This window comes from Neobacillus bataviensis LMG 21833 (genome assembly GCF_000307875.1).
Taxonomy (GTDB): domain Bacteria; phylum Bacillota; class Bacilli; order Bacillales; family Cytobacillaceae; genus Neobacillus; species Neobacillus bataviensis.
This window is the reverse complement of record NZ_AJLS01000123.1, coordinates 45275-71874: the sequence shown is the minus strand read 5'-3', so window position 1 is coordinate 71874 and position 26600 is coordinate 45275. Positions and strand designations below refer to the sequence as shown.

The 26600-nt window shown below is 39.3% G+C and carries 30 protein-coding genes; 14 read left to right on the top strand and 16 right to left on the bottom strand.

The features are described 5' to 3' along the window. Positions 1-99 precede the first annotated feature (99 nt). Together BABA_RS17520 and trmB are read right to left on the bottom strand one after the other, a co-directional pair. Positions 100-942, bottom strand: a complete 843-nt coding sequence (locus tag BABA_RS17520) for a YtnP family quorum-quenching lactonase (RefSeq protein WP_007086556.1) — start codon at positions 940-942, stop codon at positions 100-102. A gap of 93 nt (positions 943-1035) precedes the next feature. Continuing rightward, positions 1036-1677, bottom strand: coding sequence for a tRNA (guanosine(46)-N7)-methyltransferase TrmB (gene trmB, locus BABA_RS17515; RefSeq protein ID WP_007086555.1), 642 nt, complete (start codon positions 1675-1677; stop codon positions 1036-1038). Positions 1678-1838: 161 nt separating this feature from the next. Here trmB and BABA_RS17510 point away from each other — a divergent pair, with 161 nt between their 5' ends. After that, positions 1839-2117 carry a YtzH-like family protein gene (locus BABA_RS17510; protein WP_007086554.1) on the top strand — a complete coding sequence of 93 codons (279 nt, stop codon included), beginning with the start codon at positions 1839-1841 and terminating at the stop codon, positions 2115-2117. A 32-nt stretch (positions 2118-2149) separates the two neighbouring features. On the opposite strand, the gene BABA_RS17505 is transcribed toward BABA_RS17510, so the two are convergent. The 5 genes from BABA_RS17505 to pepV form a co-directional block, all read right to left on the bottom strand. Beyond that, entirely contained in the window at positions 2150-2923 is a 774-nt protein-coding gene (locus tag BABA_RS17505) for a phosphotransferase family protein (RefSeq protein WP_007086553.1), read from the bottom strand. Between the two features lie 212 nt (positions 2924-3135). Further along, positions 3136-5271: a type I pullulanase gene (pulA, locus tag BABA_RS17500; RefSeq protein ID WP_007086552.1), complete on the bottom strand. Its 2136-nt coding sequence runs from the start codon at positions 5269-5271 to the stop codon at positions 3136-3138. After that, complete coding sequence (locus BABA_RS17495; RefSeq protein ID WP_007086551.1) at positions 5258-6241, bottom strand: diacylglycerol/lipid kinase family protein; 984 nt, start codon at positions 6239-6241, stop codon at positions 5258-5260. Before BABA_RS17495 ends, pulA begins: the two co-directional genes overlap by 14 nt. Before the next feature lie 11 nt (positions 6242-6252). Continuing rightward, complete coding sequence (gene thpR / locus BABA_RS17490) at positions 6253-6822, bottom strand: RNA 2',3'-cyclic phosphodiesterase (protein WP_007086550.1); 570 nt, start codon at positions 6820-6822, stop codon at positions 6253-6255. Positions 6823-6937: 115 nt separating this feature from the next. Continuing rightward, on the bottom strand, positions 6938-8362 hold the full coding sequence (gene pepV / locus BABA_RS17485) for a dipeptidase PepV (protein WP_007086549.1): 1425 nt from the start codon (positions 8360-8362) through the stop codon (positions 6938-6940). A 423-nt stretch (positions 8363-8785) separates the two neighbouring features. Here pepV and BABA_RS17480 point away from each other — a divergent pair, with 423 nt between their 5' ends. After that, a complete protein-coding gene (locus BABA_RS17480; protein ID WP_007086548.1) occupies positions 8786-9007 on the top strand; it encodes a DeoR family transcriptional regulator in 222 nt (73 codons plus the stop codon). 77 nt (positions 9008-9084) lie between these two features. Here BABA_RS17480 and BABA_RS28310 read toward each other — a convergent pair whose 3' ends face one another. Then, positions 9085-9213, bottom strand: a complete 129-nt coding sequence (locus tag BABA_RS28310) for a hypothetical protein (RefSeq protein WP_268870166.1) — start codon at positions 9211-9213, stop codon at positions 9085-9087. A gap of 192 nt (positions 9214-9405) precedes the next feature. Here BABA_RS28310 and BABA_RS17475 point away from each other — a divergent pair, with 192 nt between their 5' ends. Then, on the top strand, positions 9406-10761 hold the full coding sequence (locus BABA_RS17475; protein WP_007086547.1) for an amino acid permease: 1356 nt from the start codon (positions 9406-9408) through the stop codon (positions 10759-10761). A 153-nt stretch (positions 10762-10914) separates the two neighbouring features. On the opposite strand, the gene BABA_RS17470 is transcribed toward BABA_RS17475, so the two are convergent. The 3 genes from BABA_RS17470 to BABA_RS17460 form a co-directional block, all read right to left on the bottom strand. Continuing rightward, positions 10915-11247, bottom strand: a complete 333-nt coding sequence (locus tag BABA_RS17470) for an ArsR/SmtB family transcription factor (RefSeq protein ID WP_007086546.1) — start codon at positions 11245-11247, stop codon at positions 10915-10917. After that, positions 11248-11670, bottom strand: a complete 423-nt coding sequence (locus BABA_RS17465) for an SRPBCC family protein (protein WP_007086545.1) — start codon at positions 11668-11670, stop codon at positions 11248-11250. It abuts the gene before it with no gap. A gap of 149 nt (positions 11671-11819) precedes the next feature. Next, positions 11820-12248, bottom strand: coding sequence for a DUF2935 domain-containing protein (locus BABA_RS17460; protein WP_007086544.1), 429 nt, complete (start codon positions 12246-12248; stop codon positions 11820-11822). A gap of 139 nt (positions 12249-12387) precedes the next feature. On the opposite strand from BABA_RS17460, the gene BABA_RS17455 reads away from it, so the two are divergent. After that, positions 12388-13131 carry an AAA family ATPase gene (locus BABA_RS17455; protein WP_007086543.1) on the top strand — a complete coding sequence of 248 codons (744 nt, stop codon included), beginning with the start codon at positions 12388-12390 and terminating at the stop codon, positions 13129-13131. A 40-nt stretch (positions 13132-13171) separates the two neighbouring features. Here BABA_RS17455 and speD read toward each other — a convergent pair whose 3' ends face one another. Continuing rightward, positions 13172-13981: an adenosylmethionine decarboxylase gene (speD, locus tag BABA_RS17450; RefSeq protein WP_007086542.1), complete on the bottom strand. Its 810-nt coding sequence runs from the start codon at positions 13979-13981 to the stop codon at positions 13172-13174. A gap of 171 nt (positions 13982-14152) precedes the next feature. Between speD and BABA_RS17445 the strand changes: the two genes are divergently transcribed. From BABA_RS17445 to BABA_RS17420, 6 genes are all read left to right on the top strand, one after another. Then, positions 14153-15421 (top strand): TolB family protein, encoded by a 1269-nt coding sequence (locus tag BABA_RS17445; protein WP_007086541.1) that lies wholly within the window; start codon positions 14153-14155, stop codon positions 15419-15421. Between the two features lie 91 nt (positions 15422-15512). After that, on the top strand, positions 15513-15947 hold the full coding sequence (locus BABA_RS17440; protein ID WP_007086540.1) for a Dps family protein: 435 nt from the start codon (positions 15513-15515) through the stop codon (positions 15945-15947). Positions 15948-16109: 162 nt separating this feature from the next. Further along, the gene (locus tag BABA_RS17435; protein ID WP_007086539.1) at positions 16110-17600 is read left to right on the top strand and encodes a spore germination protein; all 1491 of its coding nucleotides are present in this window, start codon (positions 16110-16112) and stop codon (positions 17598-17600) included. Positions 17601-17613: 13 nt separating this feature from the next. Next, positions 17614-18708, top strand: coding sequence for a GerAB/ArcD/ProY family transporter (locus BABA_RS17430; protein WP_235749733.1), 1095 nt, complete (start codon positions 17614-17616; stop codon positions 18706-18708). Then, positions 18705-19769: a Ger(x)C family spore germination protein gene (locus BABA_RS17425; RefSeq protein WP_007086537.1), complete on the top strand. Its 1065-nt coding sequence runs from the start codon at positions 18705-18707 to the stop codon at positions 19767-19769. The genes BABA_RS17430 and BABA_RS17425 overlap by 4 nt, the downstream gene beginning before the upstream one ends. Positions 19770-20017: 248 nt before the next feature. After that, complete coding sequence (locus BABA_RS17420) at positions 20018-20254, top strand: polysaccharide deacetylase family protein (RefSeq protein ID WP_007086536.1); 237 nt, start codon at positions 20018-20020, stop codon at positions 20252-20254. A 52-nt stretch (positions 20255-20306) separates the two neighbouring features. Here BABA_RS17420 and BABA_RS17415 read toward each other — a convergent pair whose 3' ends face one another. Next, positions 20307-21035 (bottom strand): pseudouridine synthase, encoded by a 729-nt coding sequence (locus tag BABA_RS17415; RefSeq protein ID WP_007086535.1) that lies wholly within the window; start codon positions 21033-21035, stop codon positions 20307-20309. Beyond that, positions 21025-22650, bottom strand: coding sequence for a putative polysaccharide biosynthesis protein (locus BABA_RS17410; protein WP_007086534.1), 1626 nt, complete (start codon positions 22648-22650; stop codon positions 21025-21027). The genes BABA_RS17415 and BABA_RS17410 overlap by 11 nt, the downstream gene beginning before the upstream one ends. A gap of 204 nt (positions 22651-22854) precedes the next feature. Here BABA_RS17410 and BABA_RS17405 point away from each other — a divergent pair, with 204 nt between their 5' ends. Further along, on the top strand, positions 22855-24129 hold the full coding sequence (locus tag BABA_RS17405; protein ID WP_007086533.1) for a BaiN/RdsA family NAD(P)/FAD-dependent oxidoreductase: 1275 nt from the start codon (positions 22855-22857) through the stop codon (positions 24127-24129). 2 nt (positions 24130-24131) lie between these two features. On the opposite strand, the gene BABA_RS17400 is transcribed toward BABA_RS17405, so the two are convergent. Beyond that, a complete protein-coding gene (locus tag BABA_RS17400) occupies positions 24132-24317 on the bottom strand; it encodes a sporulation protein Cse60 (RefSeq protein ID WP_007086532.1) in 186 nt (61 codons plus the stop codon). Positions 24318-24448: 131 nt separating this feature from the next. Here BABA_RS17400 and BABA_RS17395 point away from each other — a divergent pair, with 131 nt between their 5' ends. From BABA_RS17395 to BABA_RS17385, 3 genes are read left to right on the top strand one after another with little or no spacing between them, the layout of a single operon-like run. Further along, positions 24449-24799, top strand: a complete 351-nt coding sequence (locus tag BABA_RS17395; RefSeq protein ID WP_007086531.1) for a hypothetical protein — start codon at positions 24449-24451, stop codon at positions 24797-24799. Then, positions 24799-25677 carry an FAD:protein FMN transferase gene (locus tag BABA_RS17390; RefSeq protein WP_007086530.1) on the top strand — a complete coding sequence of 293 codons (879 nt, stop codon included), beginning with the start codon at positions 24799-24801 and terminating at the stop codon, positions 25675-25677. Before BABA_RS17395 ends, BABA_RS17390 begins: the two co-directional genes overlap by 1 nt. Position 25678: 1 nt before the next feature. Further along, positions 25679-26206: a ferric reductase-like transmembrane domain-containing protein gene (locus BABA_RS17385; RefSeq protein ID WP_007086529.1), complete on the top strand. Its 528-nt coding sequence runs from the start codon at positions 25679-25681 to the stop codon at positions 26204-26206. A 36-nt stretch (positions 26207-26242) separates the two neighbouring features. On the opposite strand, the gene BABA_RS17380 is transcribed toward BABA_RS17385, so the two are convergent. After that, positions 26243-26548 (bottom strand): rhodanese-like domain-containing protein, encoded by a 306-nt coding sequence (locus BABA_RS17380; protein WP_007086528.1) that lies wholly within the window; start codon positions 26546-26548, stop codon positions 26243-26245. Between the last annotated feature and the right edge of the window lie 52 nt (positions 26549-26600).

Sequence of the window (26600 nt, the reverse complement as noted above, 5' to 3'; positions counted from 1 at the left end):
GGACAATAGCCGCTAGGGTGCTGGAGCTGGACAATTCTCAAAGTTAAAATTTTATAAGAAATGAAATAGCCGCATTTTTTAATACGGCTATTTTTTCGCTTATCTTTCTCTTTTAATGCTTTCCACTATTTCTTTCCCATTAGGGCTCCATTTAACCGCTCGATAATAAGCATCATGATAAAACGTGAACCAAGCGTTTTTTTCTAATCCGTATGGAAGCCATTTTTCCTTCGCCGTAATTGAAGCCATTGGGTAATCGTCATAGGCCATGACCCACAGAACATTTTGATGGGCATGTGTGGCCATGAGGTCTGCCATGTGGATGGATATTTCACCACTATCCTCAATGATTAGAATCGAATGCCCATCACTATGCCCGCCAGTATGAACCATCGTGATCGCCCCTAAGCTCCACTTTTCTTCAAATGGAATCACCTGTGATTCAATCGCTTCCCAGTTTTCTTTCCAGTATGTATTTTTCGAACGAATATTGGGATTACGCATTTCATCCCATTCTACTTGTGAGGTAATAATTTTCGCATTTGGGAAGGTGGAAACATAGTTGCCATCAACAAGCTTTGTTAAGCCGCCCGCATGATCAAAGTGCAAATGGGTCATTAATACATAATCAATGTTCTCAAGCCGTATGCCAACCTTTTCTAATGATTGTTCCAGCTCAGATTCCCTTGCTACACCAAAATTTCTTAATTGTTTCTCGGATAATTTCCCTTTTCCAAGACCTGATTCAACTAATAGATTTTTCCCATCCATCCGAATTAAAATTGGATCTGTCGGCAATTCAATTTGATTTTTTTCATTAGCAGGATATTTTCTCGACCATAAGCCCTTTGGAACGACTCCAAACATGGCACCGCCATCTAAATTCGTTACCCCGCCAGATAACCATGTTAGGGTAACATTTCCCACTTTTAACGTCTCCATCAAAACTCCTCCTCCCATTTTCTATATTTTAACATTGTTTAACGATGTGATGATAGAAAAAAGGACAGCTCATGATAAGAACTGTCCTTAGAATTAGTTTTGATATTTAACCTCACAGCGATAAATTCGATTTCCTTGTTCGGAAAACTTTTCCTCGTATTCGGTCATGATATTTCCTTCATATTCACTCTTATGAAAATCGAGGCTCACATATTTTAATAATAATCCATATGCCGAAAAGCTCATCAGCGAGTATTCAAATAAACCTTGGTTATCGGTTTTAAAATGAATTTCACCGCCATCCACCAATAGATCCTCATAAAGTTTTAAGAAATCTTTATAGGTTAATCTTCTTTTTTCATGACGAGCCTTTGGCCAAGGATCTGAAAAATTCAAATAAACTCGGTCGACATCATTTTTCGTAAAATATTTAGCTAAATCTGCTGCATTCACGTTTAAAAGTTTCAGATTCGGAAGATTAGCTTCAATTAAACGATCCAATGCCGCCACGATGACGCTGTCATATAATTCAATTCCCATATAATTAATGTCGGGATTAGCTTTTGCCATTTCGGTGATAAATTGCCCTTTTCCAGTGCCCACTTCGATATGAAGCGGCTGGTCTTTTTCAAAAATCTCATGCCATTTCCCTTTACACTGCTCTGGGTTGGCTACAATATATTGTGGATGCTGCTCAATTTTCTCCCTTGCCCACGGCTTATGTCTAAGTCTCATTCTGACACTCCTAATAAAAATTATCGATCAAAACATAACATGCTATCTTTTTTCTTTCAAGTAAAACTAAATGGAAAAATGGTTCACGCATAAACTGAAAAAGAATTCACAACCTAACTGTGAATTCCTTTTTTCATTTCCACTTGAAAGGATGTGCTTTTATGCCATTAAGTCATGAACACCAAGTTACTTTACTTAAAGATATCTTAACCAATCATCAATCAGATTGCTGCGGCTCAGTAGCAGAATGTGAACAACTGGAGCGATTAGTGAAGTCCCTCATGGTCAACGCCCAGGTTGATCAGAATGTAAAAACCATTCTGCAGGAGGTCTATCAATACGGCCAGCACGGCGCACAAACAGCTGATTTAGATCAGCATATTTTATCTAACCAAGAGAACCTATCTCAGTGGGTAAGTGATATTGGTCAATTTTCGTAAGAAAAGCGGATACGCCTGGAGTTGGACATTTACTAAAGAATGTCGTTTAAAAACGTAATCCATTTATTCATTTCTTCCAAGCGTTTTTTATTTTTATACCACTGTATGGAAGATAACGTTTGAATCGTCACATACCATTTCATTCTAAGCAATAGATTCGCTGTCAGCTCTTTACCGTAAAGCCTAAGCCAATCCGGCCAGTTCGCTTCGGGAATGTACCAGTAAAGGAGTAATCCAAGGTCAATGGCTGGGTCAGCAATCATTGCCCCGTCCCAATCAATCAAGTACAACTGGTTGTCTTCAGATAGCAGCCAGTTGTTATGGTTGACATCTCCATGACAAACCACTTTTTCATCACAATAAATGTGGATTGCTTCCTTTTTTAAAAAACTCATCGCTTTTTGCGATTCCGGTAAGGAAAGTACTTCATCATCCAACTCTTTTACCACCGATTGTAAAATGGGCTCTGGATTTAATGGTGAATTTTCGATCCTACTTAGCATTCCAAGCATTGGCTCAGAGCAATGAATTTTTTTAAGCAATCTTGCAACATTCTCATGGTTCATTTCTGAGGGCTTTAACTCTCGGCCAGGAAGCCATTGCTGCGCTGTAATTACATCTCCATTTTCCAATCGTTTTGTCCATACAAGCTTTGGGACGATCCCCTCTGCTGATAGTACTGCTAGGAATGGAGAGGAATTCCGCTTTAAAAAAAGCCTCTGATCTTCATATTCTGCATAAAAGGCTTCTCCTGTTTTGCCTCCAGCAGGGGTAATCTCCCACTCTTGTCCTAATAAATGTTCCAAAATTGCTCACCTTCAATTTATGCCGTTCTATTGGGCTTGTTCCTCCTGATTCAGAGGTAAAACCTGTGCTGCCGGAAGGATTTTGTTAACCACCATTATACCAGTAGCTTTTTTTAAAAATAAAAAAAAAGCTATTGAAACCATTGCACACAATAGCCATCTTACTAAATTTTATCTCCAATTGCCTTTTTTCGTCAAGTCATCTTGAAAAACTATTTTTTTAACAAAACATTTAGCGAAATGGGATCTATCGCGTTTGCTCCTCCTTGGAGGACTGCTATGGAAGAAATTCCCGCATGTTTTTGACTAGCCAAAACAGACCAGTCCCCATCTGGTAGGTGAATGAATTGTTTCATATTTGAAGGATTAATGATAATTATAACCTCTTCATGATCCTTTTTGAATAGGTAGCCTAACACTGGCGCTGTGAATGATAATGGATGTATTTGGCTGTGGATCTCTTTGGAAGTCCTTATTCGAAAACATGAAAATGTTTTCCGAATTTGAATAAGCCCCTTGATATAGTCTACATTTTCTTTAAACTTACTTTTTCGCTCCCAATCCAACTGGTTGACCGCATCCGGGGAACGATAACTATTTCCCTCTCCATTTTTTGTACGAAAAAATTCCTGACCACTGTGAAGAAAGGGGATTCCTTGCGATAATAGGACAATGCCTGTTGCAAGACGATGATATTTCATTCGTGTTTCCTGATCCGCATCAGGAAAGCAGGCATTAAGCTTATCCCAAAGTGTATGATTGTCATGGCATTCCACATAATTCACGGATTGGAAGGGTTCATTAAAGAGTCGGGTGCCTTGCTTTGTCAAACCAACACTACCTGTTAGAACTTCCATGGCAGCATCCAAGTGATGATCATTCCCTAAAGCATAACCTTTATCAAACAGGTTAAAGGTGCTCCCTTTTATAATGTCTCGAAATTTATCGTTAAACTGAGCAATATGCGGCATTTTTGCCTGATTCCCAATTGTCGCCTTTTGATCTAAGGGGAGCGGCGTGTTCAGGTTCCAGCCTTCACCGATGATAAGCGTACCTTCCTTAATACTGTCGCACGTTTTTTTTACCTCGGTCATTGTCTCCACATCTAAAATCCCCATTAAATCAAAACGAAAGCCATCGATATGATATTCTTCCATCCAATAGCGTACAGAATCAACAATATACTTTCTGACCATTTTTCGCTCTGAAGCAATATCATTTCCCACACCGGTTCCGTTAGAAGGCAGCCCCACGTCATTGTGGCGAAAATAATAACCAGGGACTATTTTTTCAAAAGAGGATTTTTCGCGAATATAGACATGATTATAGACGACATCCATGATCACCCGAAGGCCAATCCTGTGAACTTGATCGATTAATTTCTTCAACTCGGTGATTCTTGAGTACGGATTATGCGGATCCGTTGCATAGCTGCCCTCCGGCACATTAAAATGAAGGGGATTATAGCCCCAGTTATAATCTTTGCTTGGATGTAATTCATCGACACCGGCAAAATCATGGAAGGGAAGAAATTCAATATGGGTGATTCCCAGCTCTTTTAAATAGGATAATCCGGTGGGTTCTCCATCTTTTCCTTTCGTGTTCAGTTCACCTGCCCCAAGATACAGTCCCTTATTTTGGATGCCACTATTATGATGAATGGAAAAGTCTCTTATATGTGTTTCATAAATAATCGTATCGACGGGGTGTTCTATCGGTGTTAAGTCAGGTTTAGGCTTGGATGTTTTTTCGAGGTTCACAATGACCCCCTGCTCCCCATTTGCCGTTACCGCCTTCACATATGGGTCAACCACCTCATGCCATGCATGATTAACAAGTACGAAAAAGCTGTATTGATAAGCTTCAACATCTCGGTTAACACATGCAGACCAAATGCCCTGATCCTCTCGTCTCATCTTAATGATTTCTGAATAATGTCCGGTTGGAGGACGTAGTTTTAATTTTACCCCAGTCGCTGTCGGTGCCCACAGCTTAAAACGGGTTTGATTAGCATGAAAGGTCACCCCAAGGTCCTGACCCTCATAATAGAATTTTTCGTCAAAGGAGTTGGTTCTGATTACGGCACCGATTTGAAGATCAGTTCTCTCGCCATGATGATCAACAATCCAGTATTGTTTACCAAATGAAAATTCACCTTCAAATCGGCATATATATTTATGACTATGTTCAATTTCCAACTTTTTTAAGATTTCAAGTGGTATTTTTGAAGAATCAGCCGTCAACCAAAAAGTGGAGGACAAGCCGTGATGATACGAAAGCGGAAGAAGAATCGTAATGATATTCATCTCATCCAAGTAGGCAAGAAACTTCCTGTCAGCAGAAATCATTCGAATTCCTCTCCTTTAATTGAATTTCTTCCTTCTTAGGTCTTCTTGTTAACACTTCCAAAACCTTGGCTTGAAGGTGGATGGAGAGTGGTGTAAATCCGATATGTTCCCCATCTGCGTGTACATATAAGGATGTCCCCGCTTGAATCGAAATCACTCTTCCTTTATAGGTTTTTACCTCTTTAAAATGTATATGCTTACCCCAGAAAACACTGATAAAGACGAGGAGCAGCTTTAGTCGTGATAATTGATGGACAACGGTAATATCAAAAAGTCCATCATCTGGCACAGCATTTGGGGCAATCTGCATCCCACCGCCATAATATGGCTGGTTGGAAACGGTAACAAACCATGTTTGTTCAAATATATGCTTATTCCCGTCAATTGATAAATCAATTGTTGTTGTTTTGTAAGTAAATAGTTTTTTTAAAAGGAAATAGACATAAACCAGCCTGCCTAGTGAAAATTTATTGAGAAGCGCCTTTATCCGTGAATGGTTTACCTCGTAGGAAATGACGGCATCAAATCCTGCTCCCATATTATTAATAAAGAAATGCTCATTAGCATCTCCCATCGTGACTTTCCCAATATCGATTGGTAATGCTTCGCGCTTCATCAAGCGGAGAATTACTTGTAGCGCTTCTACCGGATCCGCAGGAATTTGAAATCCTCTTGAAAAGTCATTTCCGGAGCCACCAGGAATAAAGCCCAATGTGATGTTTTTATCCTTGACGATTCCATTCATCACCTCGTGCATCGTTCCATCACCGCCAACAGCAATGATCAATTTGGGCTCTTTGTTTTTTGCTGCAATTTGGCTGGCAAGGTGTTTAGCGTGTCCGGGATATTCAGTAAACACTGCGAGATAGGATAGGTTTTCAGTCTTTAGTTGATTTTCAATTCTCTCCCATATTTTAAGGCAGTAGCCATTCCTTGCTTTTGGATTAACAATAAAATAAATATGTTTCATAAAACCAACCCTTATGTTTGAAATGGAAATGTTATGATTGCTTCATATTTAGGTGTTTGCTTGAGATGTGTTTGATATAATATGATTTCACTTACAAGAAAGCCTAGGGCTTCAGACTGCAGCTCCTTCCATAGTTCCAATAACTCCTTTTGAAATGGCTGCGCCCCGTTCCACTTTCTTGCTAATGTGATATGGGGCCTAAATGGCCTTGTTTCCAGTTGAAATCCCGCCTTCTCACAAGCTGAAAATACTTTATTTCTAATTGCTTTTAGCTCAGCACTTTCCTCCGTATCCACCCAAAATATACGTGGTGAATCTTCGTGACCAAAAATCCCCAGATTGTGCATTTTCACTGGAAATGCCTTAGCCTCTTTTAAGATCTGTTTCACAATTTTTTCTGCTTCGGCTAACTTTTCAGGATCAGCAGCACCTAGAAAAGCCAGTGTAATATGCAGGTCTTGATGATGTACCCAACGGCTAAAAGGGAGGGAATCCCTCATTTTTTCGATATGATTTTTCATGATTCGTTTCGTTTCATCAGGTATTCTTACCGCAAAGAAAAAATGACTTCGTTGTTCCATTGTATGGTTCAGTCCTTTAGTTAATTTTAGTCTATTTTCCCCAAATTGTATCTATCGGCAAACGTATAATGATAAAAAAGATGTGTTGCAGAATAACACATCTTTTTTATATTTCTTATTCTGTTTTTCCCAATTCATATATAGCTTGTGCATAAATCGCTGTTGCTTTTAGTAAATCTTCTATATACATATACTCATCTTTTTGATGGGCGATATCTGGTCTTCCAGGAAATAATGGGCCAAATGCGACTCCGGCTTTTAGTGAGCGGGCATACGTTCCACCGCCAATCGCAATCAACTCTGCCTTTTCTCCTGTTTGCTCTTCATATACCTTTTTCAAGGTTTGAATCAGGAATTCCTGTTCATCCACGTGATGCGGTTTTGAATCGGAAAAGTTTTCAATCGTAAAACCCTCGTCTTTTAAAAGTGTATCTAGCTTTGCCTTGGTTTCCTCCATTTTGTTAGTTACTGGGTATCTGCACGTCATACCAATACTGCCGCCGGATTCAGGTGTAAAGCTAAGCTTTCCAGGATTGATCGTTAATTCTCCGGTAATCTCGTCCGAATAGGCAACCCCCAGATTAACTCCCCTTGAATCATCAAAAAAGTAGCGAGAAACGAATTGGAAATAATTTTTGGCCTTTGTATCCAACTCTTGTTTTGAAAGGAATTCCGCTAAAAATAATCCGGCATTCTTCCCATTTCTTGGCTCCATCCCGTGTGCAGAAACCCCGATAACTTCTAAAATCAGTTCTTCGTTTTGGACATGGTAATTATATTCCAGATCAACTTCCTTCATATTAGCGATGAATTGCTGTACCACTTCATCTTGGTGTTCCTTTACAAGCAGGGTTGCCTTGGCATGATCCGGAACCATATTGTATCTTTTTCCAGAAACAAAACTCACAATCTTAGCATTTGCCTCAGTTTCACCTGCTTCTATAGGCCCTGTCTGCACCATATCAAAATCAGCAATACCTTTTTCCGCATTAATAATCGGGAAATCCGCATCTGGAGCAAATCCTAAAGACGGCATTTCTTCATGCTGAAAATAATGCTTGACACAGCGCCAATTGCTTTCTTCATCAGTTCCAATAATCATGCGAACACGTTTTTTAAGCGGCAGACCAAGTTCTTTGACAATTTTCATTGCATAATATGCGGCCATTGTCGGCCCCTTATCATCAAGCGCACCGCGGGCATAAATTTTTCCATCGCGAATTTCCGCTCCAAACGGATCACTTGTCCAGCCATCCCCTTCCGGCACGACGTCCACATGGCACAGGATTCCCAGCAGTTCTTTTCCTTCACCAAACTCGAGGTGACCAGCGAGATTGCCGACATTTTTCGGAGTGAATCCATCCTTTTCACCGAGGTGGAGCAGGTAATCTAGTGCCTCCTTCACCCCTTGTCCAAGCGGTGCCTCAGGGGAGGTATGTTCCTCATCTAAAAGACTTTTAATATGTAATAATCCTTGCGTGTCCTTAATTAAGTCTGCTTTTCTCTTTTCAACTTCGCTCATCCAATTAATCTCAGTCAATTACGTGTACCTCCTATATGTTTGTACTTCCATTACAATATCATTTCTGAAATTATCTTAGCAATTTTGCGTTAATATCGAAGTATTTCATATTTTAATTAAAAATTCAAATAATTCATCATAAATCAAACACCTAAAGCCATAACCTATAGTAAGAGAATGATAAAGGAGGCCATAATCCGAATAATTCACAGAAATTTGGAAGATTATTTTGTAAACTTTTCTATTGTGGTAGAAATTTTCAGATATTATGGGTACAATAAGGTTAGATGTATGACATCTAAGTGCTCACTTCAACCCATCCATAAAAAAGGAGATGGCTGCGCGGAAAAGAAACTACATATTCTTGAAGAGTATTCTTCAAATAGGCTGTCGGTAGATGGATTAAGCCATAGGTTTGAATTTAGGATAGGGAGTGGTTCTTTGAAACCTTCAACTAACCGGATGTTAAACCGCATCAAATGTATCTACATGTTTATTCGCAATAACGGCACAGTCACAACGCAGGAACTTGTAGAGGAATTTGGTATCACTCCTCGCACCATACAACGAGATTTAAATGTCTTAGCCTATAATGACTTGGTCATAAGCCCAAGCCGCGGAAAATGGACGACAACACAAAAGAAAGTGAAGATGTCATCTTAACACAAAAATAGTAGTGATTTAAGCATAGAAAAGCACGCGCGATCTATTTTAGCGCGTGCTTTTTATTTTTCTGAACATTACCGTTTCTCTTGTAAGGGAGCAAAGTTAGTGATTTGCTTATATTCTTGTTGGGTTAGAATTCCGAGCTTTTTAAAAACAAACGTATAAATGATAATCCTCCGCTGCATTCGAGGCGTTGCGATCATGAAAATCATCTCCTCTTTTAAACTAGTTTATTCCCCACCCCCAATAAAGTTTCCTTCAGGCAAAAAAAATATTTTACATCGTTCAGAACCAATTAACCTCATTGACAGTTTCGAAAAATATGATATATTAGTATAAAAATACTTTAGCGCTTAAAAGCGTCTAAGTGAGATAGAAAAGTAGGTAGGGACATCATGGAGAATAATCATCAGGACTTAAAAAAAGGGCTATTGCCGAGGCATGTGCAGTTCATTGCTTTAGCGGGTATGATAGGAACGGGAATTTTTAAAGGGAGCTCAGATACGTTAAGTATTGCTGGGCCAAGTGTTATTGTAGCCTATTTAATTGGCGGGCTATTGTTATTTATTATTATGGCTGCATTAGGGGAAATGGCCTTGGCTTTTCCCAATATGAATGTGCAGCATCTCGTCAATAAAGCTTTTGGCTTCCAGGTATCCTTTCTGGTCGGATGGCTTTACTGGATCAATTGGATTATCGTAACAGTTGTTGAATTATTAGCAGCAGGTAGTTTTTTGCAATTCTGGTTTCCTTCAATCCCATTATGGCTTCTAAGTTTTCTCTGTGCCGTCGTCATCGTAGGCATCAATTTATTTCAAGTGAAATATTACGGGGAACTTGAGTTTTGGTTTGCGGGAATCAAGATTATTGCCTTGGTTGCTTTTATTATATTAGGCTGCTTTCTACTTTTTGGAATGATCCCTAGTACGATAGAGGATCCATTTTCGAACTACACCGCACATGGCGGCTTTTTCCCACACGGACTGGGGGGAACATTTAGCGCGTTTTTAGTTGTAATGTTTTCCTATGGCGGCGCTGAATTAATCGGGGTTGCTGTAACCGAAACAAAAGATGCCGAGCGAGTTTTGCCGAAAATCATTAAAGGTGCCGTTTGGCGCGTTATCATTTTTTATATTTTTCCAATCCTGATCATCTGCGGCATGATGCCTTGGGACAAAGTGACAGGGGCAGACAGTCCTTTCGTACAGGTGTTCAGCAGTACAGGGTTGCCTGGAGCAGCACATATCATGAATTTTGTCCTGTTGACAGCGGTTCTCTCTGCTGCCAATTCCGGAATTTATGCCACATCAAGAACGCTATTTTCGATGGCACAAAGTGGTGTGGCTCCAAAGGGGTTAGCAAAATTGTCTAATAAGGGGATTCCGTTAACGGGGATTATGATTACGAGTGTCTGTATTGTAGCAGGTGTTTACTTAGCCTACCTAACACCGAGCCAGGTCATCAGCTACCTCATGACCATCCCAGGTTTTACGGTCATGATCATTTGGATCAGCATTTGTGCCGCTCAATTAAAGCTGCGACCGCTTTATAAAAATCAACCAGCATTTAAAGTTAAATGGTTCCCTTTTACGACCATTTTTGCGATTGTTTCGTTAAGCATTATCTTTATTGGATTTTTGTTAAATCCAAATAATGTGATTGGTTCCTCTGTTTGTGTTGTAACTATTGGAATTCTTATCATTCTTTCGTTTGTTAATAAGAAAACTGGGGTTAGAGAGATTCCTGCATAAAAGGCCAGCGATTTGCTGGTCTTTTTCATTTTGGTTTTAATTCCTTTTTTGTTTTCACGATTTACTCGTCACTTTCCCTATTTTACCCGTGAACCCTTCTTGAACACCCTTTTAAACAGCTAAAAAGCCAGGCGAGTAGCCTGGCTCTGGTAACTATCCATCTTGCTCATCCGACTCCACAAACAGCCTAAGTGCAGTCAGCTTATTTTCCCAAAATAGTTCAAAATACTGAAGCCAATCTTTTAATTCAACAAGTGGTTCCGGCTCGAGCTTGTACCTTGTTTCCCTGCCCACTTTCCGCTCCTTTACCAGCCCAGCATCTGCTAAAACGCGCAAATGCTTGGACACAGCAGTTCGGCTCATCGGAAAATGTCCACTAATTGCGGTTACAGGCATCTCTTCCTTGCTCAGAAGTTTCAACAGTTTTCGTCTTGTTGGATCAGCGATGGCTTGAAAGACATCATGACTAGCTGATGATGCGGCCATTTACGCCTCAACATATGATTGTAATTTTTTCACAAGACCTGCCCATCCCTGGTTCATATTATCGCGAATCGGCGTATGTGGCGCACCAAACTCAGTAACTTTATTAGCATCCCAGCCGCCATGAATAAGAGTAAACTCTGTTTTGCCATCCACTTCTTTTAATTCAAATGTAAGTGTCCAATCTTTCCCCCAATTAAACGATAGGCTGTTAGGCGGGTCGACTTTCGTTACCTTACATGGAGACATTCCAAATTGACCGGCATTTAGGTGAAATTCATGACCTTCAACAGGCTCCATATCATTTGGCATAAACCAAGCTGTTAACCCTTCTGAGGTTGCTACAGCATTCCATACCTTCGAAATTGGTGCATTGTATACTAGGGTGTATCGAATATCTTCTAATGTTTGTGTTTGATTTTCCATAATGATTGCTCCTCTAAATTTTATTAATTACGAAACCAATTGGTTTCCCTTTAAAATAATATAACACCTTTTGGTTTCATGTCAAGCGAAAAAAAAAGTGACTCTGCACATTAAGTAAAGTCACCCAAAATATCATTTTTCATTCAAAATTATTGACCGCTAGACAGCAGTGCACGGGCAATCCCGACAAAGTACTCGGATTCGCGAATGATATGATTTAAAACTACTTTAGCGGTATGATTGCTGCTAACCGCTTGGCTATGTGTTTTGATTTGCTCACATAGTTGAATAAAAGATTCACTCTGCTCTAAGCAATAGGAAACCAGCTGGAGCACTTGCTGATACAATTGATCCGATACCTGAGAACCAGAACGAATCACAGATTCAATGAAACTGACAACCTGCTTATGCGTTTCCCCAAGAGCTTGTTCCCACTTTTTCAAGGCATCCACAAATTCTGGCTCTAGCCCTGACACCAGCTCCCGAATAACAACCGTGTGTTCCTCTTCTTGGTGCTTCCAAAATTCTGCTTCATCCAATATTCTTAGCGGCATTTGCGGCCCATAGTAAAATTGCATAGACATCCCCCCATCCCATATCACTTCCAATGTATGGGAAAGGCTATCAATTTATGCTTCTACATTTAACTTCCCGCCCGATGCTTTTTGGAAAAAGTTCCATATGGTACAATAAGAAAAAATTAGTGAGGTAGTTTTCATGTTATCCACTCAATATATAAGAAGTATGCTATTGAAGAGGGATGAAATCCCTTCTTTTAAAAAATATCCTTTTAACCTTCCCAGCTTGAAGACATTAGACGGGCTTGCTTTTCACCCAAATGTAACTTTTCTCATCGGTGAAAATGGAATGGGTAAATCCACTCTACTTGAGGGGATTGCGGTTGCCTTAGGATTCAATCCTGAAGGTGGTTCATTTAATTTTAACTTTTCCACCTATGACTCCCATTCGCCACTTAGTGACTATCTCCAATTGATCAAAGGCATTGAAAAACCGCAGGATGGATTTTTCTTGCGGGCGGAAAGCTTTTATAATGTGGCATCTAATATTGAGGAATTAGATAGGCAAGTCGGAGGCCGGCCAATCATTGATTCCTTTGGCGGTGTCTCCTTGCATGAACAATCGCACGGCGAAGCCTTCTTTGCCACGTTTCTTCATCGCTTTAGAGGAAATGGACTCTATATTTTAGATGAACCAGAAGCTGCCCTGTCGCCGCTCCGGCAAATGTCGATGCTGACAAGGATTCATGACTTGGTTAACGAAAACTCACAATTTATCATCGCAACCCATTCACCAATCATCATGGCGTATCCGGATGCAAAAATCTTCGAATTCAGCGAAGAAGGAATTAGAGAGTGCAAACTTGAAGAAACGAATCATTATCTGATTATGAAGCAATTTTTTGATGATAAAAATAGAATGCTGCATCATTTGCTAGGATAATCTTACCTAGGAAAAAAGAGCGCGGAAACCGCGCTCTTCTTCATGTGATAATATTTTTCCCATAAAAGATTTCATCCATCTCAATCTTTAATCTTTCGGTAATTTCAATATGTTCATCAGGTGTCAGCTTTTCTTTCGTATAGCCGAACAAATAGTTATTTAAATCAAATTCGCGCAGCTTACATTTTGTGTGGAAAATATGCTCCTGATAGACATTGACGTCAATCATATCGAATAATTCGCCGACATCTTCAGGGATGTAATTCTGAATCGAGTTGATTTCGTGGTCAATAAATAACTTGTGGCCAGTTTTATCCCTTGTAAAACCGCGAACACGATAATCAATTGTCATAACATCGGTCTCAAACGCCCGGATTAAATAATGAAGTGCCTTAAGCGGCGAAATTTCTCCGCACGTTGAAACATCGATATCAGCTCTAAATGTACTAATTCCTTCATCAGGGTGAAATTCCGGGTATGTATGAACGGTGATATGACTTTTATCTAACTGCATCACTACCGATTCCGGGAGCGGCCCAGGGGATTCTTCAAAGGATTCCGATGGAGCATTGGCAACCGGCCCCTCTGATACCAACAAAGTGACACTCGCTCCCGCCGGTTCAAAATCCTGACTTGCCACATTTAAGACATGGGCACCAATTATATCAGAAACATGTGTCAATATTTTCTGCAGTCTTTCCCCACTGTATTCTTCATCAATATAGTTTAAATAGGCTTCCCGTTCTTCTCGCGTTCTTGTAAAACAAATGTCATACATATTAAAGCTTAACGACTTCGTCAGGTTATTAAATCCATGTAATTCAATAGCCTGCTCATGTGTAAGTTTCATGAATTTTCCCCCTTTATATCCTAAAACCTATTTAGGTTTTATAGTACCCATTGTTATACCCGGTTACTTATTTTTTCAAAAAGATTACATTGTTTTAAAAAAATCTCCATTTACTCATATTTAACACTTTCTTGAGGAAAATAATTGAAGGTCTTCTAATGAGGTGAAAGGATGAAAAAACAGCTTTGTTTATTATTGATTTTTCTATTATTACTGCCTACTGGCTTAGCAAATGCGGAACCCGTTAATGTTAATAGTGTAAAGGCTGCGTTTGTGAGAGATGGCTTTCTCTGGACAAAAATAAATGGCAAGGAAGAAAAAATCACAAAGGAGCCAGGTAAGTACGATTATCCTCCCCAATGGTCACCCGACGGAAAATGGATTGCTTATCAAGTTGAAGCAAAAAAGAAACTTAATCTGAGCATGGAGGCTCAGACAGAAATATGGGTGTACAATCTGGAAATGAAACAGCACAAACAAATTACACTGGATGGGAACAACCCTAGATGGTCGCCCGTTGAGAATATTCTAGCGTTTAAAAGCGGGGGTGTCCTTAATGTATCAAACCTTGAAAACTTTTATAATATCGCGTTAGGTGTCGGTGATTATAACTGGTACCCCGATGGCCGTTCATTCATAACAGCCTCTAGTGCGTCACTAAGACCTGATGGCTGGACAAATCCGGTTCTTTTCCAAATAGGTCTTGAAAAGGATTTATCCAAAATCACCAGTCTTACCAAGAATGTAAAAAAGCTTTTTACCATTCCAAGTGAATTGAAGAAAGGGAATATCAGCCTCTTGGCAATTGATGTAAATAAATTCCAATTTTCCTCTGATGGGAAATGGATCTCATTTGTTGTCAGTCCAACCGCGTCGTGGTCAATGGATAGCGATTTTGTCTGTGTTATTTCGTCTGATGGTCAGAACTTCGAAGTAATTGATGATATGAATGGGGACTCTATTGTAAAATGGGCATTCCATAAGAATCGTTTAGGCTATATTGCCGGCGGGGGCAGAATCGTCTTTGGATTTAAAGATAAGGACATGAAGGTAACCGAACTTCCCGCATTTAAATCGATTAACCTTACTCCACCAAAGTTCGCTGAACTTGGATTTGCTTGGTTGGATGATCATTCTTTAGTTGTTTCAAGAGTAAAAGAAAGCGAATGGTCTAATGACGCCAAGAAGCGGCCAGACCCTTCATTATTTTTAATCAAAATCGGCGAACAAAAGCAAAAACAAATTACCCATCCCCCTAAGGACTACGGTGATTACGATCCGATTTATATCTCCTCAGCGAAAAAATTAACATGGCTGAGATTCACTGACCTAGTTGATTTACAAAGAGACCTGTGGATTGCCGACCAAAACGGGGAAAATGCAAAGCTTTGGATCAAAAATGTTGGCGGGTATGATTTCTATGAAGAAAAACTCCCATAATATACTTAATTATAATTATTATAATTAAGTATTGATTATAAAGTAATATATGTTATAATAAATATAGACAAGAAATTAGGAGGAATGTTAAATGACAATCGAACAAGTACTTAACCAACAAATCGCAAACTGGAACGTATTATACACAAAATTACACCACTTTCACTGGTACGTGAAAGGGCCTCACTTCTTTACCTTACACGCCAAATTTGAGGAACTATACGAAGAAGCAACTGCAACGATGGATGAATTTGCCGAACAACTACTCGCAAATGGCGGCAGTCCTATTTCAACATTAAAAGAGTCGCTTCAACTTGCAACAATTGAGGAAACGAATGAAAAGTTGACGGCAGAAGAAATGGTACAAGCAGTTATTAATGATTTCTCTCTAATCATCGATGAATTAAAAACTGGGATGAAAGTAGCGGAACAAAATAACGACGAAGTAACAAGTGATATGTTCCTTGGTCTAATGGGAAAACTTGAAAAACATAACTGGATGTTGAAATCCTTCTTACAGGCATAAATAAGCACCTTAAAAATGACTTGGAATTTTTCCAAGTTATTTTTTTTATTTTAAAATCCTCTCTGGTTGAATTCTCAATTTGATGTACATTCTCCCTTATATTCATAGTTTTCCCAAATGGGGAAACAATAGTAATACTCTATAATTGACGGTGATTGGTTGATGAAAAGATGGTTTAGCAGGAAAAAAGGACAAGGGGATTTGGAAGGAAAAGAATGGGAACAAATATTAGCAAAATCCAAAGATTTTAAAACAACCTTTTATACTCACCCAAAAACAAATGTAAGCTTTTGCCTTCGGTTTTTAAATACATTAGTTGATGAGAAAAGTGTTCAACAATTCCTTTCTTCTATATTAGAGGGAGATTTTCATACGATTAATGATTTGAAAAAGATCGTGCCATTTGAGGATGTGCAAATTTGTGAAGACACTTCCGTCATTGAAGAAAGGTTATGTAATGGCTATGCACTCCTGACCATTGACACAGAGGAATATCAATTTGGGTTGATTGCTGCCAAAAAGGAACTGATTCGTGCTGTAGAGCCTCCGGAAATAGAGGTTTCCGTTATTGGTCCGAAAGAAGCTTTTATTGAATCAATCGACGCAAATTTAAATTTAATCAGAAGAAGATTGCCTGTAAAAGAACTAGTAGTCGAGGAATATACGATTGGGAGTTTATCTAAAACAAAGATTGCGGTCCTACATATGGAAGGGATTACGAATCAGCAGAACCTGAATACCGTTAGGCAGCGTTTGCAAGATGTTGAATTTGATGCGATTACCGATAGTTCCTATATTATGCAGATCATATCGGATAATTCGAATTCCCCATTTCCTCAGCTGCTGGATACTGAAAGGCCGGACAGAGTCGCTGCGGTTTTGGCGGAAGGAAAGATTGCCATTTGTGTAGACGGCTCACCGCATATATTGATAACACCGGCAACAATTATCAATTTCTTTAGTGCCTTCGAGGATTACTATTTAAATTGGATAACCGCTTCCTTTTTCAGATTGCTCAGGGTATTTGCGGTTGCTTTTTCGATTTTGGTAACCCCCCTTTATGTAGCTGTACTTACTTATCATTATGAAATTATTCCGCATGATTTATTGGGGACATTAATTTCATCAAGGCGAATCGTACCCTTGCCACCCGTTTTGGAAGCTGTGTTTTTAGAATTGACAATTGAATTGTTAAGGGAGGCAGGGGCGAGGCTGCCGACAAAAGTCGGGCAGACAATTGGTATCGTGGGAGGTATCGTTATTGGGACCGCGTCTGTTGAAGCAGGCCTTACAAGTAATGTTCTGCTTATACTCATCGCGCTGGCGGCACTTGCTTCCTTTACGACACCCGTCTATAGGATGGGCAATACCATCCGATTACTTCGCTTTCCTTTTTTGTTTTTTGCCCACCTATGGGGATTAGTTGGAATCGTCTTTTGCTTTTGTATTTTAATTACCCACTTAATCCGGCTTACATCCCTTGGCAGCCCGTTTTTAGCGCCATTTTATCCACCGAGAATGGTAGACATGAAAGATTCTCTCATCAGGTTACCGTTCGAAGATAGGGCGATGCGACCGCAATTTTTAAGAACAAAACATCCTTTCCGCTTTAGTAAGAAAAAGGCAAACATGAAAAAGGATATTGAGGAATGATAGGAAGTGACCAATGATGCAAGAGCAAACCATACCTGAAAGGCTGAAGATTTCCCCTTTCTTAATTTATTTTGTGGTTACGTCCATGCAAATTGGACTTGGTGCTTTTGATTTTCAGCGTAGAATTGCCAGATATGCTGGCTATGATGCCTGGATCTCGATCTTGTTTGTGGGTGCATGCCTTCATATCATTATGTGGATGATGTATAAAATTCCCGAAACTGTTAATGGAGATTTGGTAACGGCCCATACCTTTGTCGCTGGAAATTTTTTGGGGAAGCTACTAAGTTTTCCCCTTATCGTCTATTTCCTTATGCATTCTTTGACTACATTGCGTACATTCATTGAAATCATTCAGGGATGGATGTTTCCGGAATTGAGCTTATTCTGGTTCACCTTCTCTTTTATGCTGCTTTGTATGTATATTGTTTTTGGAGGATTGCGAACAATTGTTGGGATTGCTTTCTTCAGTCTTGTCTTGCCGGCATACCTTTTGTTAAGTTTTGGGTTCAATTTACCCTATTCTGACTTTAACAATTTATTGCCCATTTGGGATCATTCTGTAAAAGACTTGCTAAAAAGTTCCTTTCACATGACACTTGCGTTTATCGGCTTTGAAACCGTGCTCTTTATTTATCCATTTATTAAGAATCCACAAAAGTCCAAAAAATGGGCTCATTTAGCCGTATTAACAACCACTATCCTATTTACAGTTTTTTCGGTTATTACTTTTGCCTATTTCTCGGAAGGACAGCTGCAAAAGGCATTATGGCCCACATTAACGATGTGGAAGATTGTCAAATTATCCTTTGTAGATCGCTTCGAGTTCATTGGGATTGCTAATTGGAATTTAATTATCCTCCCCAATGTGTGTATTTCGATTTGGATTGGCTCAAGGCTGGTAAAAAGAATTTTTAATATTAAGCAAAAAAAAGGAGTGTACATGTTTGTTATCGCTCATTTAGTGATCATCAATTTCATTAATACACGGGAAAAAATTGATTTGTTAAACAGTATTATGGCGAAAATAGGCTTTGCTTTTACAATCCTGTACATTCCTTTATTATTCATTGCGATCCAAATTGCTAAAAGGGTGAAGCAAAAATGAAAAGGCTTTTCTTATGTTTCATTGCATTATTTCTCCTCTCGGGATGTATTGAGAAAAGAATCATTGATGATATTAATATAGTTACGGGGATTGGTTTTGACAAAGCAGGTAATAAACAAATGATCGGTACTTTTTCAGCACAAATTATCAAGGCTGATAAAAGTATCACGAATCAAACGTTTATTTCAAAAGGCTCTCTTCGAAGAGACCTTTTAATAAAAGCAGCGAGGCAATCCTCCCAACCCCTTGTCACTGGCGGTGTCGGAGTGACCGTTGTTGGTGGCGAGCTCGGGAAGGATGGAATAAAGGATATTTTAGATGTATATCAAAGAGATGTTTCCATAGGGGCTAGAAATTATTTTGCTATGGCGGATGGGCAAGCGAAAAAAATTTTACAAGGAAAATACGGAACAATTGGAACTGGGGATTATTTATATAATTTATTGGATAATAGTGTGAAAAGTAAGGATATACCTAAAACCAATCTCCATTTGTTATTGCATGATTATTATCAAAAAGGTAAGGATATCTATCTTCCTATACTAAAACAAAAAGGTATTAATAAGGTTGAGATTAGTGGGATTAGCTTTTTTAAAGCAGATAAAGTAGCAGGCGTTATTCCTCCGGAAAAAATGCCTTTTTTCAATCTGCTGGTGAACAAGTACAGTAAGGGTAATTTTTCAGTCCCGAATCATGATGACGGAAAGACATCCATCAAAAGCTTTGTTTCTAAGCATACATTTAAAATAGCTAAAAAAAATCCTTCTCACGTTACCATTCAAATAAAAATTAAGGGTTCCATCCAAGAATATACCGGAAGGAAGCTTACTAAAAAGGAAATAAACAAAATTCAGAAGAGTTTAGAAAGAAAAGTAGAAAAGGAATGTTTAAAGCTAGTAAAAGATTTTCAAGAAAAAAATGCTGATCCTATTGGACTAGGGGAATTTTACAAAAGCAGAAAACGTTCTTTTGACTTCAAAAAGTGGGAAAATGAATATAAAAATCTGAATGTTAAAATAATATGCAATGTCATAATTGAGGAAACGGGTATAATCGATTAAGCGAGGAATAGAACGTCAGGATGGAAAGAAGCGATGAAGCCTGGAGACGATACTCAAAACCTTAATAATCTTATTTTCTTTTTCCATGATTTTAACAGCATGTGTTTCGCAACCCTCGGACAAAAGCAATAATGCGAAACCAAAGGAAATTGCCTTAGATCCAAAAGAGGTAAACAACTTCACGTCAAATTTTCTGGATGAACTAATGGATTTAGCTCGAAAAGGCAGGATTAAGGATTGTCCATTTAATGCATTGGATAGCACCATGGTCGATTGATACACTGGATTGGTCACAAAAAGAAGCGAAAAATATCGTTAATAATGTCATGTCCAATGTTCGAAACGGTGACATAATTTTAATGCACTCCGATTCTGACAAGGGTGAGACCCAAAAAGCATTACCTCTGTTAATCGAGGAATTGCAAAAGAGGAATTTTGAAATTGTTGATTTGGAGGATTTGTTGAATATAAAAGCCTATCAATAAACAAATTGAAAAAATGCCTCTGGAGACCTTATATTATCTAAAAAGCAGCCAATTATTGGCTGCTTTTCACTTGATATTCGTTCAATAGTTCAACTTCTTCATCTGTTAATTCCCGGTATTCACCGAGCTCGAGTGTTTCATCTAACGGGAGAGGCCCCATTGAGATCCGCTGGAGGTAAACCACCCTTTTTCCAACAGCTTCAAACATTCTCTTAACTTGATGAAATTTGCCTTCCGTGATGGTTAACTCAATGTCAGAGCGGATGCCAGACTTTAAAATGTTCAACTCGCCAGGCTTTGTTTCGTAACCGTCATCTAAAGTTACTCCATGAGCAAAATCTTCAACATCCGCCTCCGTCACTTCTCCGTCAATCACAGCAAAATACGTCTTCGGCACATGCTTTTTCGGAGAAAGCAGCTTGTGTGCCAATTGACCATCATTCGTGATGAGCAGCAATCCTTCCGTATCCTTGTCCAACCGACCGACAGGAAATGGTTCATACACCTGATCCTCCATCTCCAACAAATCGATGACGGTTTCACAGGAATTATCTTCAGTTGCTGATAAAACCCCTTGAGGCTTGTTCATCATTAAATAAATAAATTCCCTGTATTCAACTACTTCCCCATTTAGGGTGACAGTTTGTTTACCGGTATCGACATGCTGCTTGGCATCCTTGACTACAACATCATCCACTTTAACCGCACCACTTTTCAGCAGCTGCTTGACTTCCTTACGGCTGCCATAGCCAAGATTCGCTAGCATCTTATCAATTCTCAACGCTTCTCCTCCTTCCAGGTAATTTATTCATCAACCGATCAATTCTGTCTCCGAACAAGCGGTTAACGAGACCCGATTTAAACCCTAAGTAAAAGTAGATTGCAGCTCCAACTCCGGCACAGATTAAAATAATCAGCACTGATTCCAACTTAGTAGTTGGAGTTAAGAATAATAACATTAATTTATAAGCAATCTCTGTCCCCGCCCACATTAATCCTGCGAAAATCATAATTAATAAACTCCTCCGCCAAACGAGACGGAATGGATAGCGGGAAAATGTTTTTATTACAATAAAATTAATCACGATGGCTACAATGTAACCAAGTGCCGTTGCAAGTACTGCCCCTTTTGTTTCAAACATTTTGATGAAAGGAATATTTAGGGAAAGTTTTACTAACAGGCCCACAAGTAAACTTAATATTGTGAAGCGCTGTTCATTTATTCCCTGCAGGATGGCGGCAGTAACCGAAAATAGGGAAAACAAAATCGCAACCGGAGCATAAGCACCTAATACTTGTGTGCCAAGTGGATCATGCTCATAAAACGCAGTATAAACAGGCTCTGCCAATAAGGATAGTCCAATAGCCGCCGGTAATGTTAAAAATAATAAGACTTGAAAAGTCTGATTTAATTGGCGGTTCAAGTTTTTGCGATCATTCTCAATAAATGCCTTTGTAATGCTCGGAACAAGTGTTAAGGAAAAAGCGGTTGCTAGTGAGACAGGAATAATAACAATTTTATGTGACTCAAAATTCAAGATACCAAAAGCAACATCGGCTAAGCTTCTCTTCATCCCCATTTCCATCAAAGTCCGGCTCAGCGTAAATTGGTCAATGAATTGAAATAATGGATTGGCAATCCCAACAAAAACGAACGGTGCCGCGTAAATAAATATTTCTTTATAAATCTCTTTTAAAGAGATATCAATTGTTCCTTTGTCATGTTCTAAAAGTTGATTTAAATATGGTTTTCTTTTAAACCAATACCAAAATAAAACAACCAAGCCTCCAATAGCTCCAATAAAGGCCGCAAAGGTTGCAACACTAACTGCAGATACAATCGTCCCATTCAAGAATTTTAAAACAACATATGCCCCAGCAAGTGTAAAGACAATACGGACGATTTGTTCCACTACCTGTGAAACAGCCGATGGACCCATTGATTGATGCCCTTGAAAGTAACCCCTTATCAAGCTCATAAATGGAACTACAATCAGCGCAAAGCTGACTGCCCTGATGACAGTAATAACACTATCCATGTCTTCTTTACTAGGATGACTCATCTTTGCCATTAATGGTGCACCAAGGTACATGATTAAAAATGATACAAACCCTGTTAGGAACATGACCATTAAACCTGATTTAAACAACTTACGCCCAACTGCGTATTCTTCCAGCGCATTATATTTTGCAATAAATTTCGAAACTGCGAGCGGCACTCCTGCCGTTGCGATACTAATAAAAATGGTATATGGAACATACGAGTAAGAATATAGCTGTGTCCCGTGTTTACCGACAATTTGATAAAATGGAATAACATAAATTAAGCCGATTACCTTCGAAAGGATCGTTCCTAACGTTAAAATAAATGTTCCTCTTAAAAGCTTAGACTGCATAAAATCCCTTCCTACCCGAAGAAATGCGTGTGTGGATTCAAAAAAAATTCGACTTTTTTTGCACACTATTAGTAGTTTACAACTTCTTTCTCTCGGATGCTACTCACAACCTAGTTATTTTTATCAAGAATCCTGTGGTTTTCGTTTTATTTTCACAAGTTTTGTTTATAATGAAGGGATGATTAATATAAAGTTGGTGGAAAAATGGAATACGATGTGATTGTCATTGGCGGCGGTCCTTCCGGGTTAATGGCTGCCATTGCTGCTGGTGAAAAAGGTGCGAAAGTACTGTTAATTGACAAGGGAGACAAGCTTGGCAGAAAGCTCGCGATTTCCGGGGGCGGACGCTGTAATGTTACCAATCGCCTGCCTATCGAAGAAATTATAAAACACTTGCCGGGAAACGGGAAGTTTTTATATAGTGCTTTTTCAATTTTTAGTAATGAAGATATTATTAAATTCTTTGAAAAACTAGGCGTCGCTTTAAAGGAAGAAGATCACGGGCGGATGTTCCCGGTATCGAATAAAGCCCAATCGGTTGTTGATGCACTTTTGGAGCAATTGGAAAAGCTCCATGTAAGGATTTTTAAAAATAGTCCGGTTGCTGATGTTATTTATGAAAATGGACATGTTTCAGCCGTTTTGTTGAAGGATGGGCAAAAAGTCGGGACAAAATCGATTGTCATTGCCGTTGGCGGAAAATCTGTTCCCCATACAGGCTCGACTGGTGATGGTTATGCCTGGGCAAAGAAAGCTGGGCACACAATTACCGAGCTGTTTCCTACCGAAGTTCCGGTTACATCCAGCGAACCCTTTATTAAAAATAAAACACTGCAAGGACTTTCACTACGAGACATTAATTTGAGTGTGTTGAATCCAAAAGGAAAGCCGATTATTACGCACCGCATGGATATGCTGTTTACCCATTTTGGTATCAGCGGACCAGCAGTTTTACGCTGCAGCCAGTTTGTTGTCAAAGCAATGAAGAAGTGGAATCTTAAAGAAGTTTCGATGAGCCTTGATGCCTTGCCAGACAAAAAGGAAGAAGAAATTTTTCAAGAAATCAACAAGCTTGTAAAAAGCGAACCTAAGAAAAGTATTAAAAATACATTAAAAGGTCTCGTTCCTGAACGGTATCTACTCTTTCTTTTAGAACAAAGTGGAATCGACCCATCTGAACAAGGCGGGACGGTTTCGAATGAAAAAATCCGTAGTTTTTCCAAAAGCTGCAAGCAATTCCCGATTAGGATAAATGGTACCTTGCCACTTGAAAAGGCATTCGTGACAGGCGGCGGCGTATCGGTAAGAGAAATCGAACCGCAAACAATGGGCTCGAAATTAATGAATGGTTTATATTTTTGCGGTGAAATTATTGATGTTCATGGTTACACTGGCGGATATAATATTACCTCTGCCCTCGTTACCGGCAGGCTTGCCGGAACCAATGCTGCTTTGTCAGCAAAGAATGGCCTGACGTAATGTCAGGCCTTATAAATAATCATCGCCGAAAAGCAATAAATCTGTTCTTCCTCTTCTTCCTCTGTCATCGCTGCAACATTATATTTAATATCAAGCAGACTCTTTTCATCTATTCCCTTTAAAAAATGATTCATTTCCTTTTCTAGATCCTTCTCATGCTCCCGGTCAAACAGTTTAACCTGTATCACTGTAATCTCCCTCTCTTATTTTTCTATCATTATTGACCATTTTTCAGAATTTTAAAAATAATGAAGTTAAGATTATTTTAAGATTGAACTAGTAAACTTCTTTTCGAGGTCAAATTGAAAGGAGCATTTCAATGGATAAAAAGCAGAAAATCTCATGGGGTGTCAGTTTTGGCAGCTTAGCTCTCGTAGCTGGAATGGTTTCCTATCTCGGATTATCCAACGGAGATAGGTCTGACAATCAAATGGCATTGAATCGGGGGCAGCAGCCTGGTAATAATCCAAATCAGCAAACACAAGATAGCTTTAATTCGCAGCAAGGTCAGGGAACAGGTGAGAATAATGATAATCCCTGGGGCGGCGGTCGTTCTTCCCAGTTCAATCAAAATGATCAAGGGTTTGGTAATAATTTTGATAATGGCGGGCAATCATTTGGACAATCCGGGCATCATCGTAGCTTTGATACCACTACCGGTGGAACCTGATGTTTCAATACCAATTCAACTCCATGAGTACGATGGTGCAAATCTCGATTAATCATGAACTTTTCGCCAATGATATGATGCCCATTTATAAACTTTTTGAATTAGTAGAGAATACGTGCAGCCGGTTCCGCTCTGATAGTGAACTATCAATTTTGAATCGACAAGTAGGGAAAGTGGTTACCATCTCTAGCGAATTGTTCTTAATTCTTACTGAGGCAAACCGCTTTTATAAAGATACTGGCGGAATTTTTAATACTAGTATTTTAACGGCCTTAGAAAACAGCGGTTATGCAAAATCAATTGAATTCATCAGAGACCGTGAATTAGAAAGACCGGCCCATTCAACAGCGGCGGCTGTGCGATCACAACCATATACCATTAATGAAGAGAGACAGACCGTTATTTTACATTCAAAAATCGACCTCGGCGGCATTGCCAAGGGCTGGGTAATCGATCGAGCATCCCAGTTGTTAGCAAAAATAGGCTATGGGTTTATCAATGTTGGCGGCGATATTCGCATTTTTGGCGAATTGCCGCGTCCATTGAACATCGGGATTGAGAATCCGTTGGAATCGTTAAATATGATTTCTTCCATTCAAATAGAAAACGGGGCAGTTGCAACATCCACTTCGATGAAGAGAAAATGGCTTGTCAATGGAGAATGGCGTCACCACTTAATTAATACGCGAACCGGAAGACCATCAGAAAGCGGGATTGTTTCAGCTACCGTTACAGCCCCAACTGCTTTAGAAGCGGATGTTTGGGCAAAAACTGTTCTTCTCTTAGGAGAAAAAGCCGGCCGTGAGTGGTGCGCCAAAAAATGCATTCGTGCCGTATTAATCAATAAGGACGGAGAAATTTGGAGGGGAGGGGAATAATATGGAGATGTTTGAATGGTATATGATTCGGGCGACAGGTACGGTAGCCTATTTATTACTGTATCTATCTGTCATCATCGGACTATATTCTCAAATACGGAAAAAGCGGAAACAAAAGGTTACGTCAACGTTATTTTTGCATGAAGCATTGTCAAATTGGGCTCTCCTTCTTGTGCTTGGCCATGTCGGCTTCTTATTGATCGATACGTTTATTTCGTTTAAATGGTTTGAAGTACTCATTCCGTTTAACACCGACTATAAACCATTGCCAATGGCTATGGGGGCTTTATCGTTGTATTTTTTACTCATCACTGTTATAACATCGAAGGCACGAAAGAAGATTGGCTATCAAAAATGGCGGAAACTCCATGCATTGAATCCAATTCTATATATATTGGTTACGTTACACGGCCTGTTTATAGGGACAGACTTTAAAGGTATAGTGCTTGCGGTTGTGAATATCGTTCCAGTCATTTATATCGGACTTATACTACAGAAGGATAAGCAGAAGTTGAGCGTAACGCAATAATAAGCACAGAAAAACCGATTCCAAAAGTGGAATCGGTTATTTTGTATCTCCTGTCCAATTCATCATTCCGCCAACCATGTTGCGGACTTTGTAGCCTTGATCCTGCAGATAATAACAAACATTACCGCTGCGAGCGCTTGAACGGCATATAAAGATATATTCTTTATCCTTATCAAAATAGTCCAAGTTAACAGGAATATCCCCCATGCGAATATGCTTCGCTCCTGGAATCATGCCGGCTGCTACCTCTTCATCTTCTCTCACATCGACAAGCTCGAGTTTCTCCCCTGCCTCGAGCTTCTTTTGTAACTCTTCTGGTGTAATCGTTTGAATTTCTTCCATCCCAATCATCCTTTCAGAAAAAGATCCCCCCCTTTAAGTAAAGGGGGAATTA